This window comes from Streptomyces sp. NPDC086777 (genome assembly GCF_040702065.1).
Classification (GTDB): domain Bacteria; phylum Actinomycetota; class Actinomycetes; order Streptomycetales; family Streptomycetaceae; genus Streptomyces.
In genome coordinates, this window is the sequence record NZ_JBFBJI010000011.1 from 204,941 (window position 1) to 222,798 (window position 17,858).

General features: G+C 72.6%; 16 protein-coding genes. 5 read left to right on the forward strand and 11 right to left on the reverse strand.

The window, feature by feature from the left end; translation table 11 throughout:
* Nucleotides 1–32: 32 nt before the first annotated feature.
* From AB0472_RS18170 to AB0472_RS18190, 5 genes are read right to left on the reverse strand one after another with little or no spacing between them, the layout of a single operon-like run.
* On the reverse strand, nucleotides 33–905 hold the full coding sequence (locus tag AB0472_RS18170) for a glycosyltransferase (RefSeq protein WP_366357495.1): 873 nt from the start codon (nucleotides 903–905) through the stop codon (nucleotides 33–35).
* Nucleotides 906–913: 8 nt separating this feature from the next.
* Nucleotides 914–1,657, reverse strand: a complete 744-nt coding sequence (locus AB0472_RS18175) for a CDP-alcohol phosphatidyltransferase family protein (protein ID WP_046728530.1) — start codon at nucleotides 1,655–1,657, stop codon at nucleotides 914–916.
* 13 nt (nucleotides 1,658–1,670) lie between these two features.
* Nucleotides 1,671–2,732 carry an iron-containing alcohol dehydrogenase family protein gene (locus AB0472_RS18180; RefSeq protein WP_366357450.1) on the reverse strand — a complete coding sequence of 354 codons (1,062 nt, stop codon included), beginning with the start codon at nucleotides 2,730–2,732 and terminating at the stop codon, nucleotides 1,671–1,673.
* Nucleotides 2,720–3,472: a phosphocholine cytidylyltransferase family protein gene (locus tag AB0472_RS18185; RefSeq protein ID WP_366357451.1), complete on the reverse strand. Its 753-nt coding sequence runs from the start codon at nucleotides 3,470–3,472 to the stop codon at nucleotides 2,720–2,722. Before AB0472_RS18185 ends, AB0472_RS18180 begins: the two co-directional genes overlap by 13 nt.
* Nucleotides 3,469–5,235 (reverse strand): DUF5941 domain-containing protein, encoded by a 1,767-nt coding sequence (locus AB0472_RS18190; RefSeq protein ID WP_366357452.1) that lies wholly within the window; start codon nucleotides 5,233–5,235, stop codon nucleotides 3,469–3,471. The genes AB0472_RS18185 and AB0472_RS18190 overlap by 4 nt, the downstream gene beginning before the upstream one ends.
* Before the next feature lie 424 nt (nucleotides 5,236–5,659).
* Here AB0472_RS18190 and AB0472_RS18195 point away from each other — a divergent pair, with 424 nt between their 5' ends.
* Entirely contained in the window at nucleotides 5,660–6,601 is a 942-nt protein-coding gene (locus AB0472_RS18195; protein ID WP_366357453.1) for a cation diffusion facilitator family transporter, read from the forward strand.
* A 204-nt stretch (nucleotides 6,602–6,805) separates the two neighbouring features.
* Nucleotides 6,806–7,399 (forward strand): isopentenyl-diphosphate Delta-isomerase, encoded by a 594-nt coding sequence (gene idi, locus AB0472_RS18200; RefSeq protein WP_366357454.1) that lies wholly within the window; start codon nucleotides 6,806–6,808, stop codon nucleotides 7,397–7,399.
* Nucleotides 7,400–7,408: 9 nt separating this feature from the next.
* Here the strand turns inward: idi and AB0472_RS18205 are convergent, their stop codons facing one another.
* Nucleotides 7,409–7,903 (reverse strand): ATP-binding protein, encoded by a 495-nt coding sequence (locus tag AB0472_RS18205; protein ID WP_366357496.1) that lies wholly within the window; start codon nucleotides 7,901–7,903, stop codon nucleotides 7,409–7,411.
* Between the two features lie 266 nt (nucleotides 7,904–8,169).
* Between AB0472_RS18205 and AB0472_RS18210 the strand changes: the two genes are divergently transcribed.
* On the forward strand, nucleotides 8,170–8,925 hold the full coding sequence (locus AB0472_RS18210) for an enoyl-CoA hydratase/isomerase family protein (protein WP_366357455.1): 756 nt from the start codon (nucleotides 8,170–8,172) through the stop codon (nucleotides 8,923–8,925).
* Here AB0472_RS18210 and AB0472_RS18215 read toward each other — a convergent pair.
* Nucleotides 8,897–9,547: a DJ-1/PfpI family protein gene (locus AB0472_RS18215; RefSeq protein WP_366357456.1), complete on the reverse strand. Its 651-nt coding sequence runs from the start codon at nucleotides 9,545–9,547 to the stop codon at nucleotides 8,897–8,899. The genes AB0472_RS18210 and AB0472_RS18215 overlap by 29 nt on opposite strands.
* Before the next feature lie 7 nt (nucleotides 9,548–9,554).
* On the reverse strand, nucleotides 9,555–10,523 hold the full coding sequence (locus tag AB0472_RS18220; protein ID WP_366357457.1) for a GlxA family transcriptional regulator: 969 nt from the start codon (nucleotides 10,521–10,523) through the stop codon (nucleotides 9,555–9,557).
* 136 nt (nucleotides 10,524–10,659) lie between these two features.
* Here AB0472_RS18220 and AB0472_RS18225 point away from each other — a divergent pair, with 136 nt between their 5' ends.
* Nucleotides 10,660–11,529, forward strand: a complete 870-nt coding sequence (locus tag AB0472_RS18225) for a hypothetical protein (protein WP_366357458.1) — start codon at nucleotides 10,660–10,662, stop codon at nucleotides 11,527–11,529.
* A 317-nt stretch (nucleotides 11,530–11,846) separates the two neighbouring features.
* Nucleotides 11,847–14,225: a Tex family protein gene (locus AB0472_RS18230; protein WP_366357459.1), complete on the forward strand. Its 2,379-nt coding sequence runs from the start codon at nucleotides 11,847–11,849 to the stop codon at nucleotides 14,223–14,225.
* A 240-nt stretch (nucleotides 14,226–14,465) separates the two neighbouring features.
* On the opposite strand, the gene AB0472_RS18235 is transcribed toward AB0472_RS18230, so the two are convergent.
* From AB0472_RS18235 to AB0472_RS18245, 3 genes are all read right to left on the reverse strand, one after another.
* Entirely contained in the window at nucleotides 14,466–14,942 is a 477-nt protein-coding gene (locus AB0472_RS18235; protein ID WP_366357460.1) for a DUF1003 domain-containing protein, read from the reverse strand.
* 141 nt (nucleotides 14,943–15,083) lie between these two features.
* Entirely contained in the window at nucleotides 15,084–16,724 is a 1,641-nt protein-coding gene (locus AB0472_RS18240) for an ABC-F family ATP-binding cassette domain-containing protein (RefSeq protein ID WP_366357461.1), read from the reverse strand.
* A 60-nt stretch (nucleotides 16,725–16,784) separates the two neighbouring features.
* Nucleotides 16,785–17,807 (reverse strand): oxidoreductase, encoded by a 1,023-nt coding sequence (locus tag AB0472_RS18245; protein ID WP_366357462.1) that lies wholly within the window; start codon nucleotides 17,805–17,807, stop codon nucleotides 16,785–16,787.
* Nucleotides 17,808–17,858 lie beyond the last annotated feature (51 nt).

Here is a 17,858-nt window from a genome sequence, read left to right on the forward strand (position 1 = left end):
GCCGTACGCGCGGACACGCACCTCCGAGCTTGTCAGATCACCGGGGGACGGCCCAGTCGCGTGAGCTTCCACACAGTCCGCCAGCGCATCGGGCGGCGGGGTCCGCACGGGGTGGTCCAGCCCTCCCGGAAGCCGGCGAACCAGGCGTGCAGGGCCGGGCGGGAGGGGCGGCGCACCAGGGTCAGCAGCATCCACACGCCGAGGTAGACCGGCACCAGGGGGGCGGGCAGGTTGCGGCGGGCCAGCCAGACCCGGTTGCGGGCGACCATCCGGTGGTAGACCGCGTGCCGGGAGGGGGCGGTGGTGGGGTGGTTGAGGACCATGTCGGAGCGGTAGTCGATCATCCAGCCGGCGTCCAGGGCCCGCCAGGCCAGGTCGGTCTCCTCATGGGCGTAGAAGAACTCGTCCGGCAGGCCGCCGACCTCGGCGAGGACCTGGGTGCGGACGGCGTTGGCGCCGCCGAGGAAGGTGGTGACCCGGGAGGAGCGCATCGGGTCGGAGGCCCGCAGCCTCGGCACGTGCCGGCGCTGGGTCTGCCCGGTGTCCGGGTCGGCGATGCGGAAGCTGATGATGCCGAGCTTGGAGTCGGCGGTGAAGGCCTGGCGGCACAGCTCGGCGGTGTCGTGCTCGGCGAGCAGGCCGTCGTCGTCGAGGAAGAGCAGTATGTCGACATCGCGGCCGCTGGGGCCGAAGGCCTCTATGCCGACGTTGCGGCCGCCGGGGATACCGAGGTTCTCGGGCAGCTCCAGGGTGCGGACGCCGTCCGGGACGTCCGGGACGGGCGAGCCGTTGCCGACGACGACGACCTCGACCCGGTCGCCGTCCTGCTTGGCCACCGAGTCGAGGAGGGCGCGCAGTTCGTCCGGGCGGTTGCCCATGGTGATGACGACCGCGCCGACCTTCAGCCCGGCGCTCACCGCAGCCTGCTCGACGCGAGGACGGAGACCAGGTGCAGCAGGGTCTGCAGCAGCGCGATGCCGGCCAGCACGGCGGTGCCGAGCCGGGTCCAGAACAGGTCGCCGTGGAAGTGGTCGGCGACGGCGAGCAGCAGGATCAGCAGCGAGGCCTCGATGCCGAGGATCAGCCGGTGGAAGCGGAACAGGGCGGCGGCCCGGCGGGCCAGCGCCATCCCGGAGGAGCGCATCTCGGCGGCGGCCTCCTTGACCACCGGAAGCCCGGCCTGATGGCGGGCGACGCCGACGAGGTCGGTCTCGGCCTTGATCAGGATGGCGCCGAGCGCGGCCAGGGTGCCCAGGAAGGCCCACAGCCAGTCGATGCGGCCGCTCCCGAACAGGTCCGCGGCGCGCAGCCCGAGGCCCACCAGGACGGCGGCGTCGGTGAGGTAGGCACCCACCCGGTCCAGGTAGACCCCGCCCAGCGAGTACTGCTGCTTCCAGCGGGCCACCTCGCCGTCGACGCAGTCGAGCAGCAGGTACATCTGGACGCAGACCACGCCGAGCACCGCGCCCCAGACGCCCGGCACCAGCAGGGCCGGGCAGGCGAGCACGCCGAAGACGGTCATCAGGTACGTGAGCTGGTTGGGCGTGACCCTGGTGTTCACCAGGTAGCGGTCGACCCGCAGGGACACCTCACGCATGTAGAGGCGCCCCATCCAGTGCTCACCGCTGCGCCGGTCCTTGACCCCCACGGGGTGCACGACCGGACGGAGTTCAGCTACCGATGGCCTTGACATAGTCGACGTAGAAGTCCTTGATCTGGTGGGTCTTGAGGTCGAGGTGTTCGAGGATGGTGTAGCGGCCGGGCCGGGTCTCCGGGGCGAACTCGACGACCCGGACGAACTCGTCCACGGTGAAGCCGATCTCCTCCGGCAGCACCGGCAGTCCGTGCCGGCGCAGCACATCGGCCATGAACGCGGACTCCTCGTGGGCTCCGCGCAGGTACATCGCGAAGGCCGCGCCGAGCCCGCACTGCTCGCCGTGGCTGGCTGCACGCCTCGGGAAGAGCAGGTCGAAGGCGTGGTTGATCTCGTGGCAGGCGCCGGAGGACGGGCGGGAGTCGCCCGACACCGACATGGCGATCCCGCTGAGCACCAGCGCCTCGGCGAGGACCTGCAGGAAGTCGTTCTCGCCGATGCCGCCGGGGTGGCGCAGCACCGCCTCGCCGGCCTGCCGGGCCATGGCGGCCGCCAGACCGTCGATCTTCTCGCCGGTGACGCGGTGGGACAGTTCCCAGTCCGCGATCGCCGAGATGTTGGAGACGGCGTCGCCGATCCCGGAGCGCACGAAGCGCGCCGGGGCCTCCCGGACGACGTCGAGGTCGATGACGACCGCGATCGGGTTCGGCACGCCGTACGACCCGCGGCCCGCGTCGTTGTCGAGGGTGGCGACCGGCGAGCACAGGCCGTCGTGCGCGAGGTTCGTCGGGACGGCGACCAGCGGCAGCCCCACCCGGGCCGCGGCGAACTTGGCGCAGTCGATGATCTTGCCGCCGCCGAGACCGACGACCGCGTCGTAGTGACCGGCCTTGATCTCGCCGGCCAGCCGGATCGCGTCGTCGAGGGTGCCGCCGCCGACCTCGTACCAGGTGGCGCCCGGCAGGCTCGGCGAGATGCGCGCGCGCAGCTGCGAACCGGAGCCGCCGCTGACGGCGACGGCGAGCCGCCCGGAGTGCGAGATGCGTTCGTCGGCGAGCACGCCGGCGAGGTCGTCGAGGGCACCGGGGCGGATGTCGACGACGACCGGCGAGGGGATCAGCCGGGTCAGTACTGGCACGCGATCTCCCGTCCCCTGGCGAGGTCCTCGTGGTTGTCGATCTCGACCCACCGGACGTCGCCGATCGGCGCCACGTCGATGCGGAAACCGCGGTCGACCAGCTCCTGGTAGCCGTGCTCGTAGAACTGCTGCGGGTCGGCCTCCCAGACCGCCTTCAGCGCCTCGGCCAGCTCGGGGGCCGCGTCGCCCTCGATGAGGGTGACGCCGATGTACTCGCCGCTGGCCTCGGCCGGGTCCATCAGCTTGGTGATCTTCGTCATGCCCTTGTCGGCGTCGACGACGACCTTCATCTCCTCGTCCGCGAGGGACTTCACGGTGTCCAGGGCGAGGATGATCCGCCGGCCGTCGCCGCGGGCGGCGAGCAGCGTCTTCTCGACGGAGACCGGGTGCACGGTGTCGCCGTTGGCGAGGATCACGCCGTCCTTGAGGGCGTCACGGCCGCACCACAGGGAGTAGGCGTTGTTCCACTCCTCGGCCTTGTCGTTGTCGATGAGGGTGAGCTTGAGCCCGTACTTGGCCTCCAGGGCCGCCTTGCGCTCGTAGACGGCCTCCTTGCGGTAGCCGACGATGATCGCGACCTCGGTCAGGCCGATCTCGGCGAAGTTGCCGAGGGTCAGGTCGAGCACCGTGATCGAGTCCTCTATCCCGGCAGGCCCCACCGGCACCAGCGCCTTGGGCAGGCTGTCGGTGTAGGGGCGCAGACGCCGGCCGGCGCCGGCCGCCAGCACGAGGCCGATCATGCGGGTTCTCCTTCGTCGTGTACGGCGGGCGCCCCTGCGGACACCCAGAAGCGGATGCTCTCGACGAGCACCAGCCCGGCCACGACCACGGCGAGGACCGTGAGCGAGGCCTTGAACTGCGCGGCGGTGAGCACCGCGGCCAGGAGGGTGACGAGCAGCGTCCGCCCCTCCTGCCCCCCGACGGCACGTACCAGCCAGGCCGGCGGCGCCCCGGCGTCGCCGCGGATGCGGTACACCGTGTCGTAGTGATGGTAGGCGACGGCTGCCACCAGACCGAAAGCCGCGGGAAGGGTTCCGTTCACCCCGGATTTGCTTGCGAGGACGAGGACGGTGCCGTACTCGGCGGCCCGGAAGAGGGGCGGGACCAGCCAGTCGAGGGCTCCCTTGAGGGGCCGGGCCAGGGCCTGGCCGGCGGCCAGGGTGTAGACGGCGGCGCCCGCGACCGGGGCCCAGGTCACACCGGAGAAGAGGGAGACGGTGAGAACCGCCACGCCGGCGAGGGCCACCAGGAAAGGGGAGCCGAGCGGGGCGCGCAGGGTGCGGGACACGAAACCGGCGAGCGGACCGTTGTCCGCCAGGTCCGAGAGGGCCCGCGCCGCCCGGTCCGTCCGCCTGGCCTTCCGGGTCAGCGACCGCAGCACCCGTCCGGCCGTGGTGTAGGTGGCGGCGAAGGCGCAGCCGGCCAGCAGCACGTAGAAGGTGATCCGCGGGGTCGTGAGCGCCGTCAGGACGGCTATCAGTGCCCATCGTTCGCCGATGGGCAGGACTATCATCCGGCGCACCCAGACCGTCCAGCCGACGCTGTCGAGCCTGCCGGAGAGGGCGGCGGTGGGGCTGGTGTTGGCGGTGGCGTCGTGGTTGGCCTCGTTGAAGGAGAAGTCGACCACGTGCCGGCAGGTCTGCAGGATCATCGCGCCGAGGGCGAGGGCCCACACGTCGTCGCCGCCGCGGGCGGCGCCCAGGGCGAGGCCCGCGTAGTAGGCGTACTCCTTGGCCCGGTCGAAGGTGGCGTCCAGCCAGGCGCCGAGGGTGGAGTACTGCAGGGAGTAGCGGGCGAGCTGCCCGTCGGTGCAGTCCAGGACGAACGAGCAGATCAGCAGGGCGCCCGCGGCGACGAAGCCGGCCCGGGTGCCGGTGGCCGCGCAGGCCGCCGCGATCAGGGCGGTGAGCAGCGAGGCGGTGGTGACCTGGTTGGGGGTCAGGCCGCGCCGGGCGCACCAGCGGGCGATGTACCGCGAGTACGGACTGACGAAGAACGTGGTGAAGAAACCGTCGCGGGACTTCACGGCCGACCTGAGGCGTATCGCCTCGTCGTCGACGGCGGCGACGGCCTGCCGGGCCTCGTTGCGGGTCTGCGGGTCGGTGGGGACGGCGGCGACCAGGCTGCCCAGCTCGGGGCGGTGGACGTCCGCGTCCAGGGCGGTGACCAGGCCGTCCACGGCGAGGGCGGTGGCGCCGCCGGCGGCGGCCTCCCGGGCCAGCTCCCGGGCCAGGGCAGGCCGGGCGGCCGGCTGGGCGGTGACGGCGCCGGGGACGGCGGCGAGCGGGAAGCGGGGGTCGGTGAGGCCGAGGCGCAGGGCGTGCACGTGACCGACGAAGCGGGCGTCGACGAGAGCGACGCGGCGGTCGGCGGGCACGGCCGCGAGCAGGGCCTCGGCCTCGGCGGTGTCCGACGCCGAACGCACCTCGAAGCCGAGCGCCCGCAGATCGCTCTCCAGTGACGATCCGGGCACCGGCGGACCGGTGACGATGGCGGTCGACAACCGAACTCACTCCCTGGGTGCCGGCGTCCGGACGCCGGTCTGCTGCGTGGTGGTGCGGGGTGTGCCGGGTGGCCCCCGGACGGCATTCGGCAGAGGTTATCGGATGGTGAGGACTGCTTGTTCACCGGCCGTTCACGGCACGGTCGGCCCGCTCTGTCCCCGCCTTTGCCGAGATCATCATCCGCGATCCGGGCCCCGGCCCACAAATGGCGCTCGCAGAACGGGCATTGGGGACACCGGTCCGCGGACGGCCGGACGGTCGCGCACGGTGTCCGGCGCGGCACCCGAGACAACTGAGGCTGCCCTGACCTGCGATTCGTTTCCGCAGGTCAGGGCACATGACAACGGTGTTCAGTGCCGCGTTGCCGGATACCCCCCACCCGTAGTTCACTGTGATCCCGGGCGAACACAGGAGGCGTATCCCATGGGGGCAGGGCACGACCACGGCCACGGCCACAGCCACGCGCCGCCCACCGGTACGGCCGCGGCGTCGTACCGCGGCCGGCTCCGGGTGGCGCTCGCCATCACCCTCGGGGTGATGGTGGTCGAGATCACCGGCGGCCTGGTGGCCGACTCGCTCGCGCTGATCGCGGACGCGGCCCACATGGCGACCGACGCGCTGGGCCTGGGCATGGCCCTGCTGGCGATCCACTTCGCCAACCGCCCGCCGAGCACCAACCGCACCTTCGGCCTCGCCCGCGCCGAGATCCTCGCCGCGCTGGCGAACTGCCTGCTGCTGCTCGTGGTCGGTGGTTACGTGCTGTACGAGGCGGTCCAGCGGTTCGTCACGCCCGCGGACACGCACGGCGGCCAGATGATCGTGTTCGGTCTGATCGGCCTGGTCGCCAACATGATCTCGCTCACGCTCCTGGTGCGCGGCCAGCAGGAGAGCCTGAACGTGCGCGCCGCCTTCCTGGAGGTGGCCGCCGACGCGCTGGGGTCGCTGGCGGTGCTGATCTCGGCCGTGGTGATCCTCACCACCGGCTGGCAGGCGGCCGACCCGATCGCCTCGCTGGTGATCGGCCTGATGATCGTGCCGAGGACGCTGAAGCTGCTGCGCGAGACCCTGGACGTCCTGCTGGAGGCGGCGCCGCGGGGCGTCGACATGGCGGAGGTACGGACGCACATCCTGGCGCTCGACGGCGTGGAGGACGTGCACGACCTGCACGCCTGGACGATCACCTCGGGGATGCCGGTGCTGTCGGCGCACGTGGTGGTCCGCTCGGACGTGCTGAGCGCCATCGGCCACGAGAAGATGCTGCACGAGCTGCAGGGCTGCGTGGGCCACCACTTCGACGTGGAGCACTGCACCTTCCAGCTGGAGCCGGGCGGGCACGCGGAGCACGAGGCCCGGCTCTGCCACTGATCCCACCGGGCCCGGAGTCCCGGAACGCAGCGCTCCGCACTCCCCCGGCGTCCTTGTGTTCGAGACCCCCGGACGGTTCCCTCTCACGCCCGTAGGGCACGATCAAGTACCGGGTCCCTCTTCCGGCGTGCCCGCGCCGGGAAGTGCCGGGAGTGTCGGATTCGTACGGCAGACTTGGTGCGAAGACCGAGGCGAAGGATGGGTATGCCGATCACACCTGCCACCGCGACGCACAGCACGTCGGAAGGGACCGCAGACGCGATTTTCCTTGAACTCGTCGACGAGAAGGGCGTGACCATCGGCACCGCGGAGAAGCTGGCCGCGCACCAGCCGCCCGGGCAGCTGCACCGGGCGTTCTCCGTCTTCCTCTTCGACGAGCACGGCAGGCTGCTGCTCCAGCAGCGGGCACTGGGCAAGTACCACTCCCCGGGAGTGTGGTCCAACACCTGCTGCGGCCATCCCTACCCCGGCGAGGCGCCCTTCGCGGCGGCGGCCCGGCGGACCTTCGAGGAGCTGGGGGTCTCCCCCTCGCTGCTCGCCGAGGCGGGCACGGTCCGCTACAACCACCCGGACCCGGCCTCGGGCCTGGTCGAGCAGGAGTTCAACCACCTGTTCGTCGGCATGGTGCAGGCGACGCCGGCGCCGGACCCGGAGGAGGTCGAGGCGACCGTCTACGTGACGGCCGCCGAGCTGGCCGAGCGGCACGAGAAGGACCCCTTCTCGTCCTGGTTCATGACCGTGCTGGACGCGGCCCGCCCGGCGATCAGGGAGCTGACGGGCCCGTCCGCAGGCTGGTGAACCGGCCGCTCAGGGCAGTGTCGCGGGTTTGAGCGGCAGGGCGGCCCAGATCACCTTGCCGCCGCTCGACGTGTGCTCCACGTCCACGACCCCGCCCGCCTCCCGGGCCACCTCCCGCACCAGCAGCAGCCCCCGGCCGCCGGTCTGGCCGTGGTCGGCCTCCAGGGCGGTCGGGCGGTAGGGATGGTTGTCCTCCACCGACACCCGCACCCACTCGGCGCCGACGGCGACCTCCACGGCCAGCACCGGCGACAGCAGCGCCGCGTGCTTGACCGCGTTGGTGACCAGTTCGGAGACGATCAGCAACAGGCCGTACACCAGGTCCTCCGAGACCGGGACGCCCTGGCGCTGGAGCAGGTCCCGTACGGCGCGGCGCGCCTGCGGGACCGAGGCGTCCACGGCGGGGGCGGTGAAACGCCAGACTCCTTCGTACGGCAGCGGATCCGGCGGCGGTGGGCCGCCTCCCTCTGGACGCGGGTCGTGCCCGCGCCCGTGGTTCTCCATCGTCCGGTCGCCACCCTCGCGCTCGATTGTCACCACACGTCGAGTGTTGGCAACGACCCCCTCCGCACCGGAGGACTGAACACAAGTCAGCAAATATCGAGCGGATCTGACCGTTGGCGTATGACAAGGTCAGTTGTGGAACGACTCTTGCCCTCCTCGATGCCGACTTCACGAACTATTCGTGTTGTACGGGTATGAGAACTTTCCGGGAGATGCGACGGCGGCCGCCGGGGGCACGGCGGGCCCGCGCCGATAGCATCCCGGCCATGGAGCCCCGCCTCACCCACCAGGTCGAAGACGCCGTCGCCACGGTAGTCATCGGCAACCCGGCCAAACTCAACTCGATGACCGCGGCGATGTGGCGTGCCCTCCCGCCGCTCCTCGACGGACTCGCTGCCGACCCCGCCGTGCGGGCTCTCGTGCTCACCGGCGAGGGCGGCACCTTCTGCGCCGGCGCCGACATCTCCACCCTCCGGGGCTCCCCCGCCGAGGCGCAGTCCCTCGCCGTCGCCGCCGAGGAGGCCCTCGCCGCGTTCCCGAAGCCGACCCTCGCCGCGGTGCGCGGCCACTGCGTGGGCGGCGGTTCGCAGCTCGCCGCCGCCTGCGACCTGCGGTTCGCCGAGGCGGGCGCGCTCTTCGGGGTGACACCGGCCAAGCTCGGCATCGTCTACCCGGCCGCCTCCACCCGCCGTCTGGTGTCGCTGGTCGGCCCGGCCGCCACCAAGTACCTGCTCTTCTCCGGCGAGCTGATCGACGCGGAGCGGGCCCTGCGCACCGGTCTGGTCGACGAGGTGCTGCCGCCGGGCGGCCTGGACAAGCGGGTGGCCGAGTTCACCGGGGTCCTGGCCGCCCGCTCGCAGCTGACCCAGGCCGCCGCGAAGGAGTTCGCGAACGGCCGTACGGACCGGGACGCGCACTGGGCGGCGCAGGCGCGCGGCAGCGGCGAGACCGCCGAGGGGGTCGGCGCCTTCCTGGAGCGCCGTCAGCCGCGGTTCACATGGGCAGTTCCGCCCCGAGGATGAACCGGCTCCTGGCGCGGAGCAGGCCGACGACCTCGGCCGGCGCCTTCTGCGGGGAACCCGCGTCGTAGGGGGGCTGCGGGTCGTACTCGATCCCGAGCTGGACCGCCTGGGCGACCGCGTCCCCGGAGATCCGGCCGATCAGGGTCAGGCCCATGTCGATTCCCGCGGAGACACCGGCCGCCGTGACGTACTTGCCGTCGAAGACGACCCGCTCCCCCGTCGGTGCGGCCCCGAACCCGCGCAGCTCGTCGAGGGCCAGCCAGTGCGAGGTGGCGCGCCGTCCCGCGAGGAGGCCCGCGGCGGCGAGCAGCAGGGAGCCGGTGCACACGGAGGTCGTCCAGGTGCTGGTGGCGTCGGCCGCGCGGATCCAGCCGAGGAGGGCCGCGTTCGTCATCTGCGCGGTCTGGCCGGGGCCGCCCGGGACGACCACGACGTCGGGGCGCGGCACCTCGGCGAAGGTCTTCGCCGCGGTCAGGGCGAGCTGTCCGTTGTCGGTACGGACGGGACCGGCCTGCTCGGCCACGAAGACGATCTCGGAGTCCGGGATCCGGCCCAGGGTCTCGTAGGGCCCCACGGCGTCGAGGGCGGTGAAGCGGTCGTAGAGGGCGATCGCGATCTGCATGGCTCTCCTAACGGGGCGGGCCGGCGGTGGCCGGGCTGAACCTGCGCCGGTATTCGGCCGGGGTGGTGCCGAGGGCCCGGAGGAAGGCGCGGCGCATCGCCTCGGGGGTGCCGTAGCCGCTGGCGCGGGAGACCTCCTCGACACCGTCCCCGGTGTCCTCCAGGAGCCGGCGCGCGTGCTCCAGCCGGACCCGGTCGACGTAGCGGCCGGGCGTCGTCCCGGTCTCGGCCTGGAAGGCGCGGGCGAAGTGGCGGGGCGAGAGCGTCGCGCGGGCGGCCAGAGCCTCCACGCTCAGGTCGTCGTCCGGGTGCTCGGTGATCCACTGCTGGACCTCCCGAAGCGGCGCGCGCTGTGCGGTCTGGGCGGCCAGCTGGGCACTGAACTGGGCCTGGTTGCCGGGTCTGCGCAGGAACACCACCAGGTGCCGGGCGACGGTGAGCGCGACGTCCCGGCCGAGATCCTCCTCGACGAGCGCGAGCGCGAGGTCGATGCCCGAGGTCACACCGGCCGAGGTGGCGACGTGACCGTCCCGGACGTAGATCGGTTCGGGGTCGACCTCCACGGCGGGGTGGTCCCTCGCCAGCTCGTCGCAGTACGCCCAGTGCGTGGTCGCCCGGTGCCCGTCCAGGAGCCCCGCGGCGGCGAGCAGCACGGCGCCGGTGCAGACGGAGACCAGGCGTGCGGCGCGGGGCCCGTGCGCCCGCAGCCACGCCACCAGGTCCGGGTCGGGCCGCCGGGTGCCCTGCCCGCCCGGGACGAGCAGGGTGTGCGGGTCGGGCGCGCCGGCCAGGGTCTGGTCCGGTACGACCGTCAGCCCACTGGAGGTGCGCACGGGAGCCCCGTCCAGGGAGGCGGTACGGATCCGGTAGCTGCCCGGGGTGTGGGTGTCGGCCCCCGTGAAGACCTCCACCGGGCCGGTGACGTCGAGGCTCTGGACGCCGTCGAAGAGGACGACGAGAACGGTTCGCTGCGCCATGACATCGATTGTCGGCCGGTCAACCGATGGCCGCAATGACGAGCAACCCACCTTTCCTGCCATCCGGGACGGGGTACGGCCGCGGCCTCGGTCCGGACACTGGAAGTCCGTACCAACCAGTAAGTAGCGTGCCGCCATGACAACCGCCGTCCTGGAGCCGCGCGCCGGCCGCCGCTGCCACACCCTGCTCAACTCCCTGCACGCGACCCACTTCTTCAGCCCCGAGCTGGCCGAGGAACTGGCCGCGCTCGGGGTCACCCATCCGCGGGCCGTCAACTTCGCGGTGCGGGCGGCCGCGTTGGGGCCGGTCGGGGCCGGCACGGTGACGGCGACGTTCTACAACTACAAGTACGAGCTGGTGGCCCGGCACGTGCCGGCCGTCTGGGAGACCGCGTCCCCGAAGGACGTCCTGGCCGCACGCACGCGTGCCGTCGACGCGTCGATGCGGCGGCTGCTGGGCGCGGACGCGGTGGCCTCCGACCGGATGGCCGAGGCCGCGCGGCTCACGCTGCGCGCCACCGAGGCCTGCTCGCGCTCCGGCCGCCCGCTGTACGCCGCCCACGCCGACCTGCCGGTGCCCCAGGAGCCGCACCTCGCCTACTGGTACGCGGCCACCTTGCTGCGCGAGCACCGCGGCGACGGGCACCTCGCGGTGCTGCTGGCGGCCGGACTCGACGGCCTTGAGGCGGTGGTGACGCACACGGCGACGGGCAAGGGCATGGCCCCGAAGTGGGTGTTCGCCACGCGCGGCTGGAGTCAGGACGACTGGGACGCGGCGGTGGCACGGCTGCGGGACCGCGGCCTGCTCGACGCGGCGGGCGAGCTGACCGAGGCCGGGGTGGCCCTGCGGGCGGAGATCGAGACGGAGACGGACCGCCTGGACCGCGCCCCCTACGAGCACCTCGGAGCCGACGGCGTGGCCCACCTGACCGAACTCGCGGCGGACTTCGCGCGGGCCGCGGTGGCCGCGGGGGCGTTCCCCGCAGACCTCCTCGGCAAGGGGTGACGCGGCCCGGCAGGACGTGACCCGCTCCGGGGCGCGCCCGGCCCGGCACAGCCGGACCGCGCCGCCCGGGCCGAGCGCTGCTCCGGCCGAGCGCCGTTGCGGCGGGACGGATGCGGGACGCGGGCGGATCGTCGGGGCTGGGGTGTCGCCGTAGTGGCCCATTCGTTTGGATGGTTCATTCAGGTGTGCGAGCGGATCGCCGGGCGTGCGGTCGATTCGAGGTGGTCCGTGTCGCGGAACGGTGCCCTGGGGCCCGGTTGTCGGTGTCACCTGCCACAATTGCGGCGCAACCTCAGTGGAGAAGGCGGTACGGGATCGTGACGACACCCGGGTCCCTGGTTCCAGGGTCCATCGAAGGCAGGATCGCCGAGGAGCTCGGCGTACGGGAGCGGCAGGTCAAGGCTGCCGTGGAGCTGCTCGACGGCGGTTCGACGGTGCCCTTCATCGCCCGCTACCGCAAGGAAGCGACCGAGATGCTCGACGACGCGCAGCTGCGCACGATCGAGGAGCGGCTGCGCTACCTGCGGGAGCTGGAGGAGCGGCGGACCGCGATCCTGGAGTCGGTGCGGGAGCAGGGCAAGCTCACCGCCGAGCTGGAGGCGCAGATCCGGGGCGCGGAGACCAAGGCGCGGCTGGAGGACATCTACCTGCCGTACAAGCCGAAGCGGCGGACCAAGGCGCAGATCGCGCGGGAGGCCGGTCTCGAGCCGCTGGCCGAGGGGCTGCTCGGGGACCCGGGCGTGGAGCCGCTGGCGGCCGCCGCCGCGTTCGTCGACGCCGACAAGGGCGTCGCCGACCCGCAGGCCGCCCTGGACGGTGCCCGCGCGATCCTCACCGAGCGGTTCTCGGAAGACGCCGACCTGATCGGCGAGCTGCGCGAGCGCATGTGGGTGCGCGGCCGGCTCGCCGCGAAGGTGCGGGACGGCAAGGAGGAGGCGGGCGCGAAGTTCGCCGACTACTTCGAGTTCGCCGAGCCCTTCACCGAGCTGCCCTCGCACCGCATCCTGGCGATGCTGCGCGGTGAGAAGGAGGAGGTCCTCGACCTCGTCCTGGAGCCGGAGGAGCCGACCGAGGGCCCGTCCTCGTTCGAGGGGATCGTCGCCCACAGGTTCGGGATCGCCGAGCGGGGCCGGCCGGGCGACAAGTGGCTGTCGGACACGGTCCGCTGGGCCTGGCGCACCCGGATCCTCGTCCACCTCGGCATCGACCTGCGGCTGCGGCTGCGCACGGCCGCCGAGGACGAGGCGGTCAACGTGTTCGCGGCGAACCTGCGCGACCTGCTGCTCGCCGCCCCGGCCGGCACGCGCGCGACGCTGGGCCTGGACCCCGGTTTCCGGACCGGCGTGAAGGTCGCCGTCGTCGACGCCACCGGCAAGGTGGTCGCCACCGACGTCATCTACCCGCACGTCCCGGCCAACAAGTGGGACGAGGCGATCGCCAAGCTGGCCCGGCTGGCCAAGGAGCACGCCGTCGACCTGGTCGCGATCGGCAACGGCACGGCGTCCCGCGAGACCGACAAGCTCGCCGGTGAGCTGATCACCAGGCACCCGGACCTGAAGCTCACCAAGGTGATGGTCTCCGAGGCCGGCGCGTCGGTGTACTCGGCCTCCGCCTTCGCCTCCCAGGAGCTGCCCGACATGGACGTGTCGCTGCGCGGCGCCGTCTCCATCGCCCGCCGGCTCCAGGACCCGCTGGCCGAGCTGGTGAAGATCGACCCCAAGTCGATCGGCGTCGGCCAGTACCAGCACGACCTGTCCGAGGTGAAGCTGTCCCGCTCGCTGGACGCGGTGGTCGAGGACTGTGTGAACGGCGTCGGTGTCGACGTCAACACCGCCTCCGCGCCGCTGCTCGCCCGCGTCTCCGGCATCACCTCGGGACTCGCCGAGAACATCGTCGCCCACCGCGACGCCAACGGCCCGTTCACCTCCCGCGGCCAGCTGAAGAACGTGTCCCGGCTCGGCCCGAAGGCGTACGAGCAGTGCGCGGGCTTCCTGCGCATCCGCGGCGGCGACGACCCGCTGGACGCGTCGAGCGTCCACCCCGAGGCGTACCCCGTCGTCCGGCGGATGGTGAAGACGTCGGGCCAGGAGGTGGCCGCGCTCATCGGCAACACGGGTGCGCTGCGCTCGCTGCGGCCGACGGACTTCGTGGACGAGACGTTCGGTCTCCCGACCGTCACCGACATCCTCAAGGAGCTGGAGAAGCCGGGACGCGACCCGCGTCCGGCCTTCAAGACGGCCACATTCAAGGAGGGCGTCGAGAAGATCTCCGACCTGTCCTCCGGGATGGTCCTGGAGGGCGTGGTGACGAACGTGGCGGCGTTCGGCGCGTTCATCGACGTCGGTGTCCACCAGGACGGTCTGGCGCATGTCTCCGCGCTGTCCAAGACGTTCGTCAAGGACCCGCGGGACGTGGTGAAGCCGGGTGACATCGTCAAGGTGAAGGTCCTGGACGTGGACATCCCGCGCAAGCGGATCTCGCTGACGCTGCGGCTGGACGACGAGGCGGCGCCGGCCTCCGGCGGCGAGCGCCGCCAGCAACAGCAGCGGGGTGGCGGCGGGCGTCCGCCGCAGCAGCGGCAGCAGCGACAGGGAGGCGGCGGCCGGCAGGCGGCCGCGCCCGCGCCGTCGAACAGCGCGATGGCCGATGCGCTGCGCCGGGCCGGGTTGCTCGGCGGGAAGGACGGGAAGCGCTGACGGTACGTTCCCGGGGATGGTGGGGAGCCGCGGGTCCGCGGTGGCCGGTCGTGCGGTTCCCCGCGCCCTGACGGGGTGCGTCTGTCGCTTCGCCTGATTCCGTTGATTCCGTGGGCGACGACCTGCTGATCCGGACTGGCCCGCGGCGGGTCCGGAGCCGCTCCGGGCGGGGCCGATCCGTGAACGTGTTCCGACCCCGACCGCGACCCGGCACGGGACCCTGCCCGAGCCGCCGGCGGATCATGTCTCCTTCGGCGGCCGGGCGGTGCCGTTCATCCGGGCGCGGTTCTCCGCGAGCAGCTCCTGGACGCGTTTCTCCACTTCCACGGGGTCGACGCCGAGGGCCCGGCCCATGTGGATGGACCACACCTCCGAGCGCACGTTGGTCTCGAAGTCCAGGTCGGCGCGGACGTTCTCGCGGGCGGCCTGGCGGTTCTGGCTCACCATCACGAAGGTGGACAGGAAGATCGCCTCCAGGCTGACGATCATGGTGAGCAGGCCGAAGGGGAACGGGTCCCATATCGCGCCCTTGCCGAACACGCCCTCGTTGCAGACGATCCAGACCGCGAACCACAGGGCGTGCAGGTAGACGAACGTCATGGTGCCCGAGAAGGCGGTGATCGCGTCGGCGATGCGGTCCTGGGTGCCGCGCAACTGGGCGATGACGTCCTGTTCGTTCACGATCCGCGGGGCCGACCGCTTCGGCGATGTGCTCATGGCCACTCTCCTGCCGGGTGTAGGGGGCCGGGTCGGGTGTCGGCCGGCTGCGGGTGCGTGGTGGCTGCTCGCGCCCAGGCGGCGGAGCCGCGTGTCGATACGGCCTCGCTCCCCAGAAGGGGCGCCTGCAGCTGGGGAGTTCTAGCGTTCGGTCACCTTGCCCGCCGCAACCTCCAGGCGGCGGGTGACGCGGACCGCGTCGAGCATGCGGCGGTCGTGGGTGACCAGGAGGAGCGTGCCCTCGTAGGTGTCGAGGACGGACTCCAGCTGCTCGATCGCGGGGAGGTCGAGGTGGTTCGTCGGCTCGTCCAGGATCAGGAGGTTGACGCCGCGGCCCTGGAGGAGGGCCAGCGCGGCGCGGGTGCGCTCGCCCGGCGAGAGCGTGGCGGCCGACCGCAGTACGTGGTCCTGCTTGAGGCCGAACTTGGCGAGCAGGGTGCGTACTTCGCCCGGTTCGGTGTCCGGTACGGCCGCGCAGAAGGCGTCCAGCAGGGACTCGGTGCCGTGGAAGAGCTTGCGGGCCTGGTCGACCTCGCCGACCAGGACGCCCGGTCCTAGGGCCGCCTGTCCGGCGTCCAGCTCCACCCGGCCCAGCAGCGCGGCGAGCAGTGTCGACTTGCCGGCTCCGTTCGCACCGGTCACCGCGACCCGGTCCGCCCAGTCGATCTGGAGGGACACCGGGCCGAAGGTGAAGTCGCCGCGCCGGAGTTCCGCGTCCCGCAGGGTGGCGACGACGGCGCCGGAGCGCGGGGCCGCCGCGATCTCCATGCGCAGCTCCCACTCCTTGCGGGGCTCGTCGACGACCTCCAGGCGTTCGATCATGCGCTGAGTCTGGCGGGCCTTCGCCGCCTGCTTCTCGCTGGCCTCGCTGCGGAACTTGCGGCCGATCTTGTCGTTGTCGCCGGACGCCTTGCGCCGGGCGTTCTTGACGCCCTTGTCCATCCAGGAGCGCTGCATCTGGGCCCGGTCCTGGAGGGCGGACCGCTTGTCGGCGTACTCCTCGTAGTCCTCGCGGGCGTGCCTGCGGGCCACGTCGCGCTCTTCCAGGTAGGCGTCGTAGCCGCCGCCGTAGAGGCGGATCTGCTGCTGGGCGAGGTCGAGTTCGAGGACCTTGGTGACCGTGCGGGTGAGGAACTCGCGGTCGTGGCTGACGACGACCGTGCCGGCGCGCAGGCCGGTCACGAACCGTTCCAGGCGCTCCAGGCCGTCCAGGTCGAGGTCGTTGGTGGGCTCGTCGAGGAGGAAGACGTCGTAGCGGGAGAGCAGGAGGGAGGCGAGGCCGGCGCGGGCGGCCTGGCCGCCGGAGAGGGCGGTCATCGGCTGGTCGAGGTCGACGGCCAGGCCGAGGGAGTCGGCGACCTCCTCGGCCCGCTCGTCCAGGTCGGCACCGCCCAGGTCGAGCCAGCGCTCCAGGCTGACCGCGTAGGCGTCGTCGGCGCCCGGTGCGCCGTCGACCAGGGCCTGGGTCGCCTCGTCCATCACACGCTGTGCCTCGGCGACCCCGGTGCGCCGGGCGAGGAAGGCGCGGACGGTCTCGCCGGGCCGCCGCTCCGGCTCCTGCGGCAGGTGGCCGACCGTCGCCGTCGGCGGGGAGAGACGCAGTTCGCCCTGTTCGGGGGCGGTGAGCCCGGCGAGCAGCCGGAGCAGGGTGGACTTGCCCGCGCCGTTGGCACCGACCAGACCGATCACGTCACCGGGCGCGACGACGAGGTCGAGCCCGGAGAAGAGCGAGCGGTCGCCGTGCCCGGCGGCGAGGTTCTTGGCGACGAGGGTGGCAGTCATCAGGATGCCGATCCTAATGGGCCTGGCAGCCCGTCCTCAGTCAGCCCTGTTCTCCCCCGGTCAGCGCTCCAGGGCAGCCACCAGCACGCTCCCGGAGGCGCGGGCCACGACGAAGGAGCCGCCCCTGGCCGCCCTGCCGTCCAGCGGGATGCGGTGGCGGCCGGGTTCCAGGACGCCGTCGAAGAGCTCGTGGGTGCGGGGGCGGGAGAGGCGGTCGAGGCGGTACGACGTGAGCCGGACCCGGCAGGGCGAGGTGACCTCGATGCCGGCGGTGCCGTCGGCGGCGGCCAGGCCGGCCAGCCGGCGCTGCGGGAGCGGGCTGCGGTCGAGGGCGTGCTCGATCTGGGCGACGAGGAGCGGGACGATCGGGGCGAGTCCGTCGACGTAGGACACCGCCACCCCCGCCCCCTCGAACGCCCGGCGTACGGCGGTCCGCTCGGTCTCGCCGGCCGCGGGGCCGAAGACGACGGCCGCGTAGCCGCGGAGCTCCTCGGCGGGGACGCCGTCGGTGTCACGGGTGATGTCGGCGCCGATGCCGATGGCGCGCAGGGCGGCGGCCAGTTTGGCGAGGAGGGCGACGCGGGCGCCGATCAGCAGCACCTGGCGGCCGGGCGGCGGGCCGGGATCGGACAGGAGCGCGCCGAGGGCCTCGCGGTACTCGGGGCCGTGGAAGCGGAACGGGCCGATGCCGTGGTAGCCGTTGAGCTCCAGGTCGGCGTGTTCGGAGGTCTGCCAGGCGAAGTCCCGCCAGATGTAGTCGTCGCCGTCGTGCTCGATGACGGCGGTGACCGCGCCGCAGGCCAGGTCCTGGCATTCGGGACAGCCGTAGACGACGTACCGGCCGTCGGGCAGCGGGGCCCCGGACTCCAGTAGGAGGCTGCGGACCTGGGCGGTGAAGATCGCGGGCGGGACGTCGGAGGCGAGCGGGGAGACGGCGTCCAGGCCGGAGAGCTGGAACAGCAGCGGGTGACCGTCGACGACGAAGTCCACGAAGTCCCGGTGGAGCTGGTAGCCGCCGTCGGCGCGGACACCGCCGGCGCGCATCGCCGGGGCCAGGCCGAAGGTCGCGTATGCGGCAGACATGCTGTGAGTATCCCCAGAGCGGGACGATCTGAGCGCGGCATGACATATTCC

What these genes read in the sequence shown, in the direction of transcription:
- AB0472_RS18185 (WP_366357451.1), bottom strand. Translation starts at nt 3,472, where the DNA reads ATGATCGGCCTCGTGCTGGCGGCCGGCGCCGGCCGGCGTCTGCGCCCC.
- AB0472_RS18195 (WP_366357453.1), top strand. Translation starts at nt 5,660, where the DNA reads ATGGGGGCAGGGCACGACCACGGCCACGGCCACAGCCACGCGCCGCCC.
- idi (WP_366357454.1), top strand. Translation starts at nt 6,806, where the DNA reads ATGCCGATCACACCTGCCACCGCGACGCACAGCACGTCGGAAGGGACC.
- AB0472_RS18205 (WP_366357496.1), bottom strand. Translation starts at nt 7,903, where the DNA reads ATGGAGAACCACGGGCGCGGGCACGACCCGCGTCCAGAGGGAGGCGGC.
- AB0472_RS18210 (WP_366357455.1), top strand. Translation starts at nt 8,170, where the DNA reads ATGGAGCCCCGCCTCACCCACCAGGTCGAAGACGCCGTCGCCACGGTA.
- AB0472_RS18215 (WP_366357456.1), bottom strand. Translation starts at nt 9,547, where the DNA reads ATGCAGATCGCGATCGCCCTCTACGACCGCTTCACCGCCCTCGACGCC.
- AB0472_RS18220 (WP_366357457.1), bottom strand. Translation starts at nt 10,523, where the DNA reads ATGGCGCAGCGAACCGTTCTCGTCGTCCTCTTCGACGGCGTCCAGAGC.
- AB0472_RS18225 (WP_366357458.1), top strand. Translation starts at nt 10,660, where the DNA reads ATGACAACCGCCGTCCTGGAGCCGCGCGCCGGCCGCCGCTGCCACACC.
- AB0472_RS18235 (WP_366357460.1), bottom strand. Translation starts at nt 14,942, where the DNA reads ATGAGCACATCGCCGAAGCGGTCGGCCCCGCGGATCGTGAACGAACAG.
- AB0472_RS18240 (WP_366357461.1), bottom strand. Translation starts at nt 16,724, where the DNA reads ATGACTGCCACCCTCGTCGCCAAGAACCTCGCCGCCGGGCACGGCGAC.
- AB0472_RS18245 (WP_366357462.1), bottom strand. Translation starts at nt 17,807, where the DNA reads ATGTCTGCCGCATACGCGACCTTCGGCCTGGCCCCGGCGATGCGCGCC.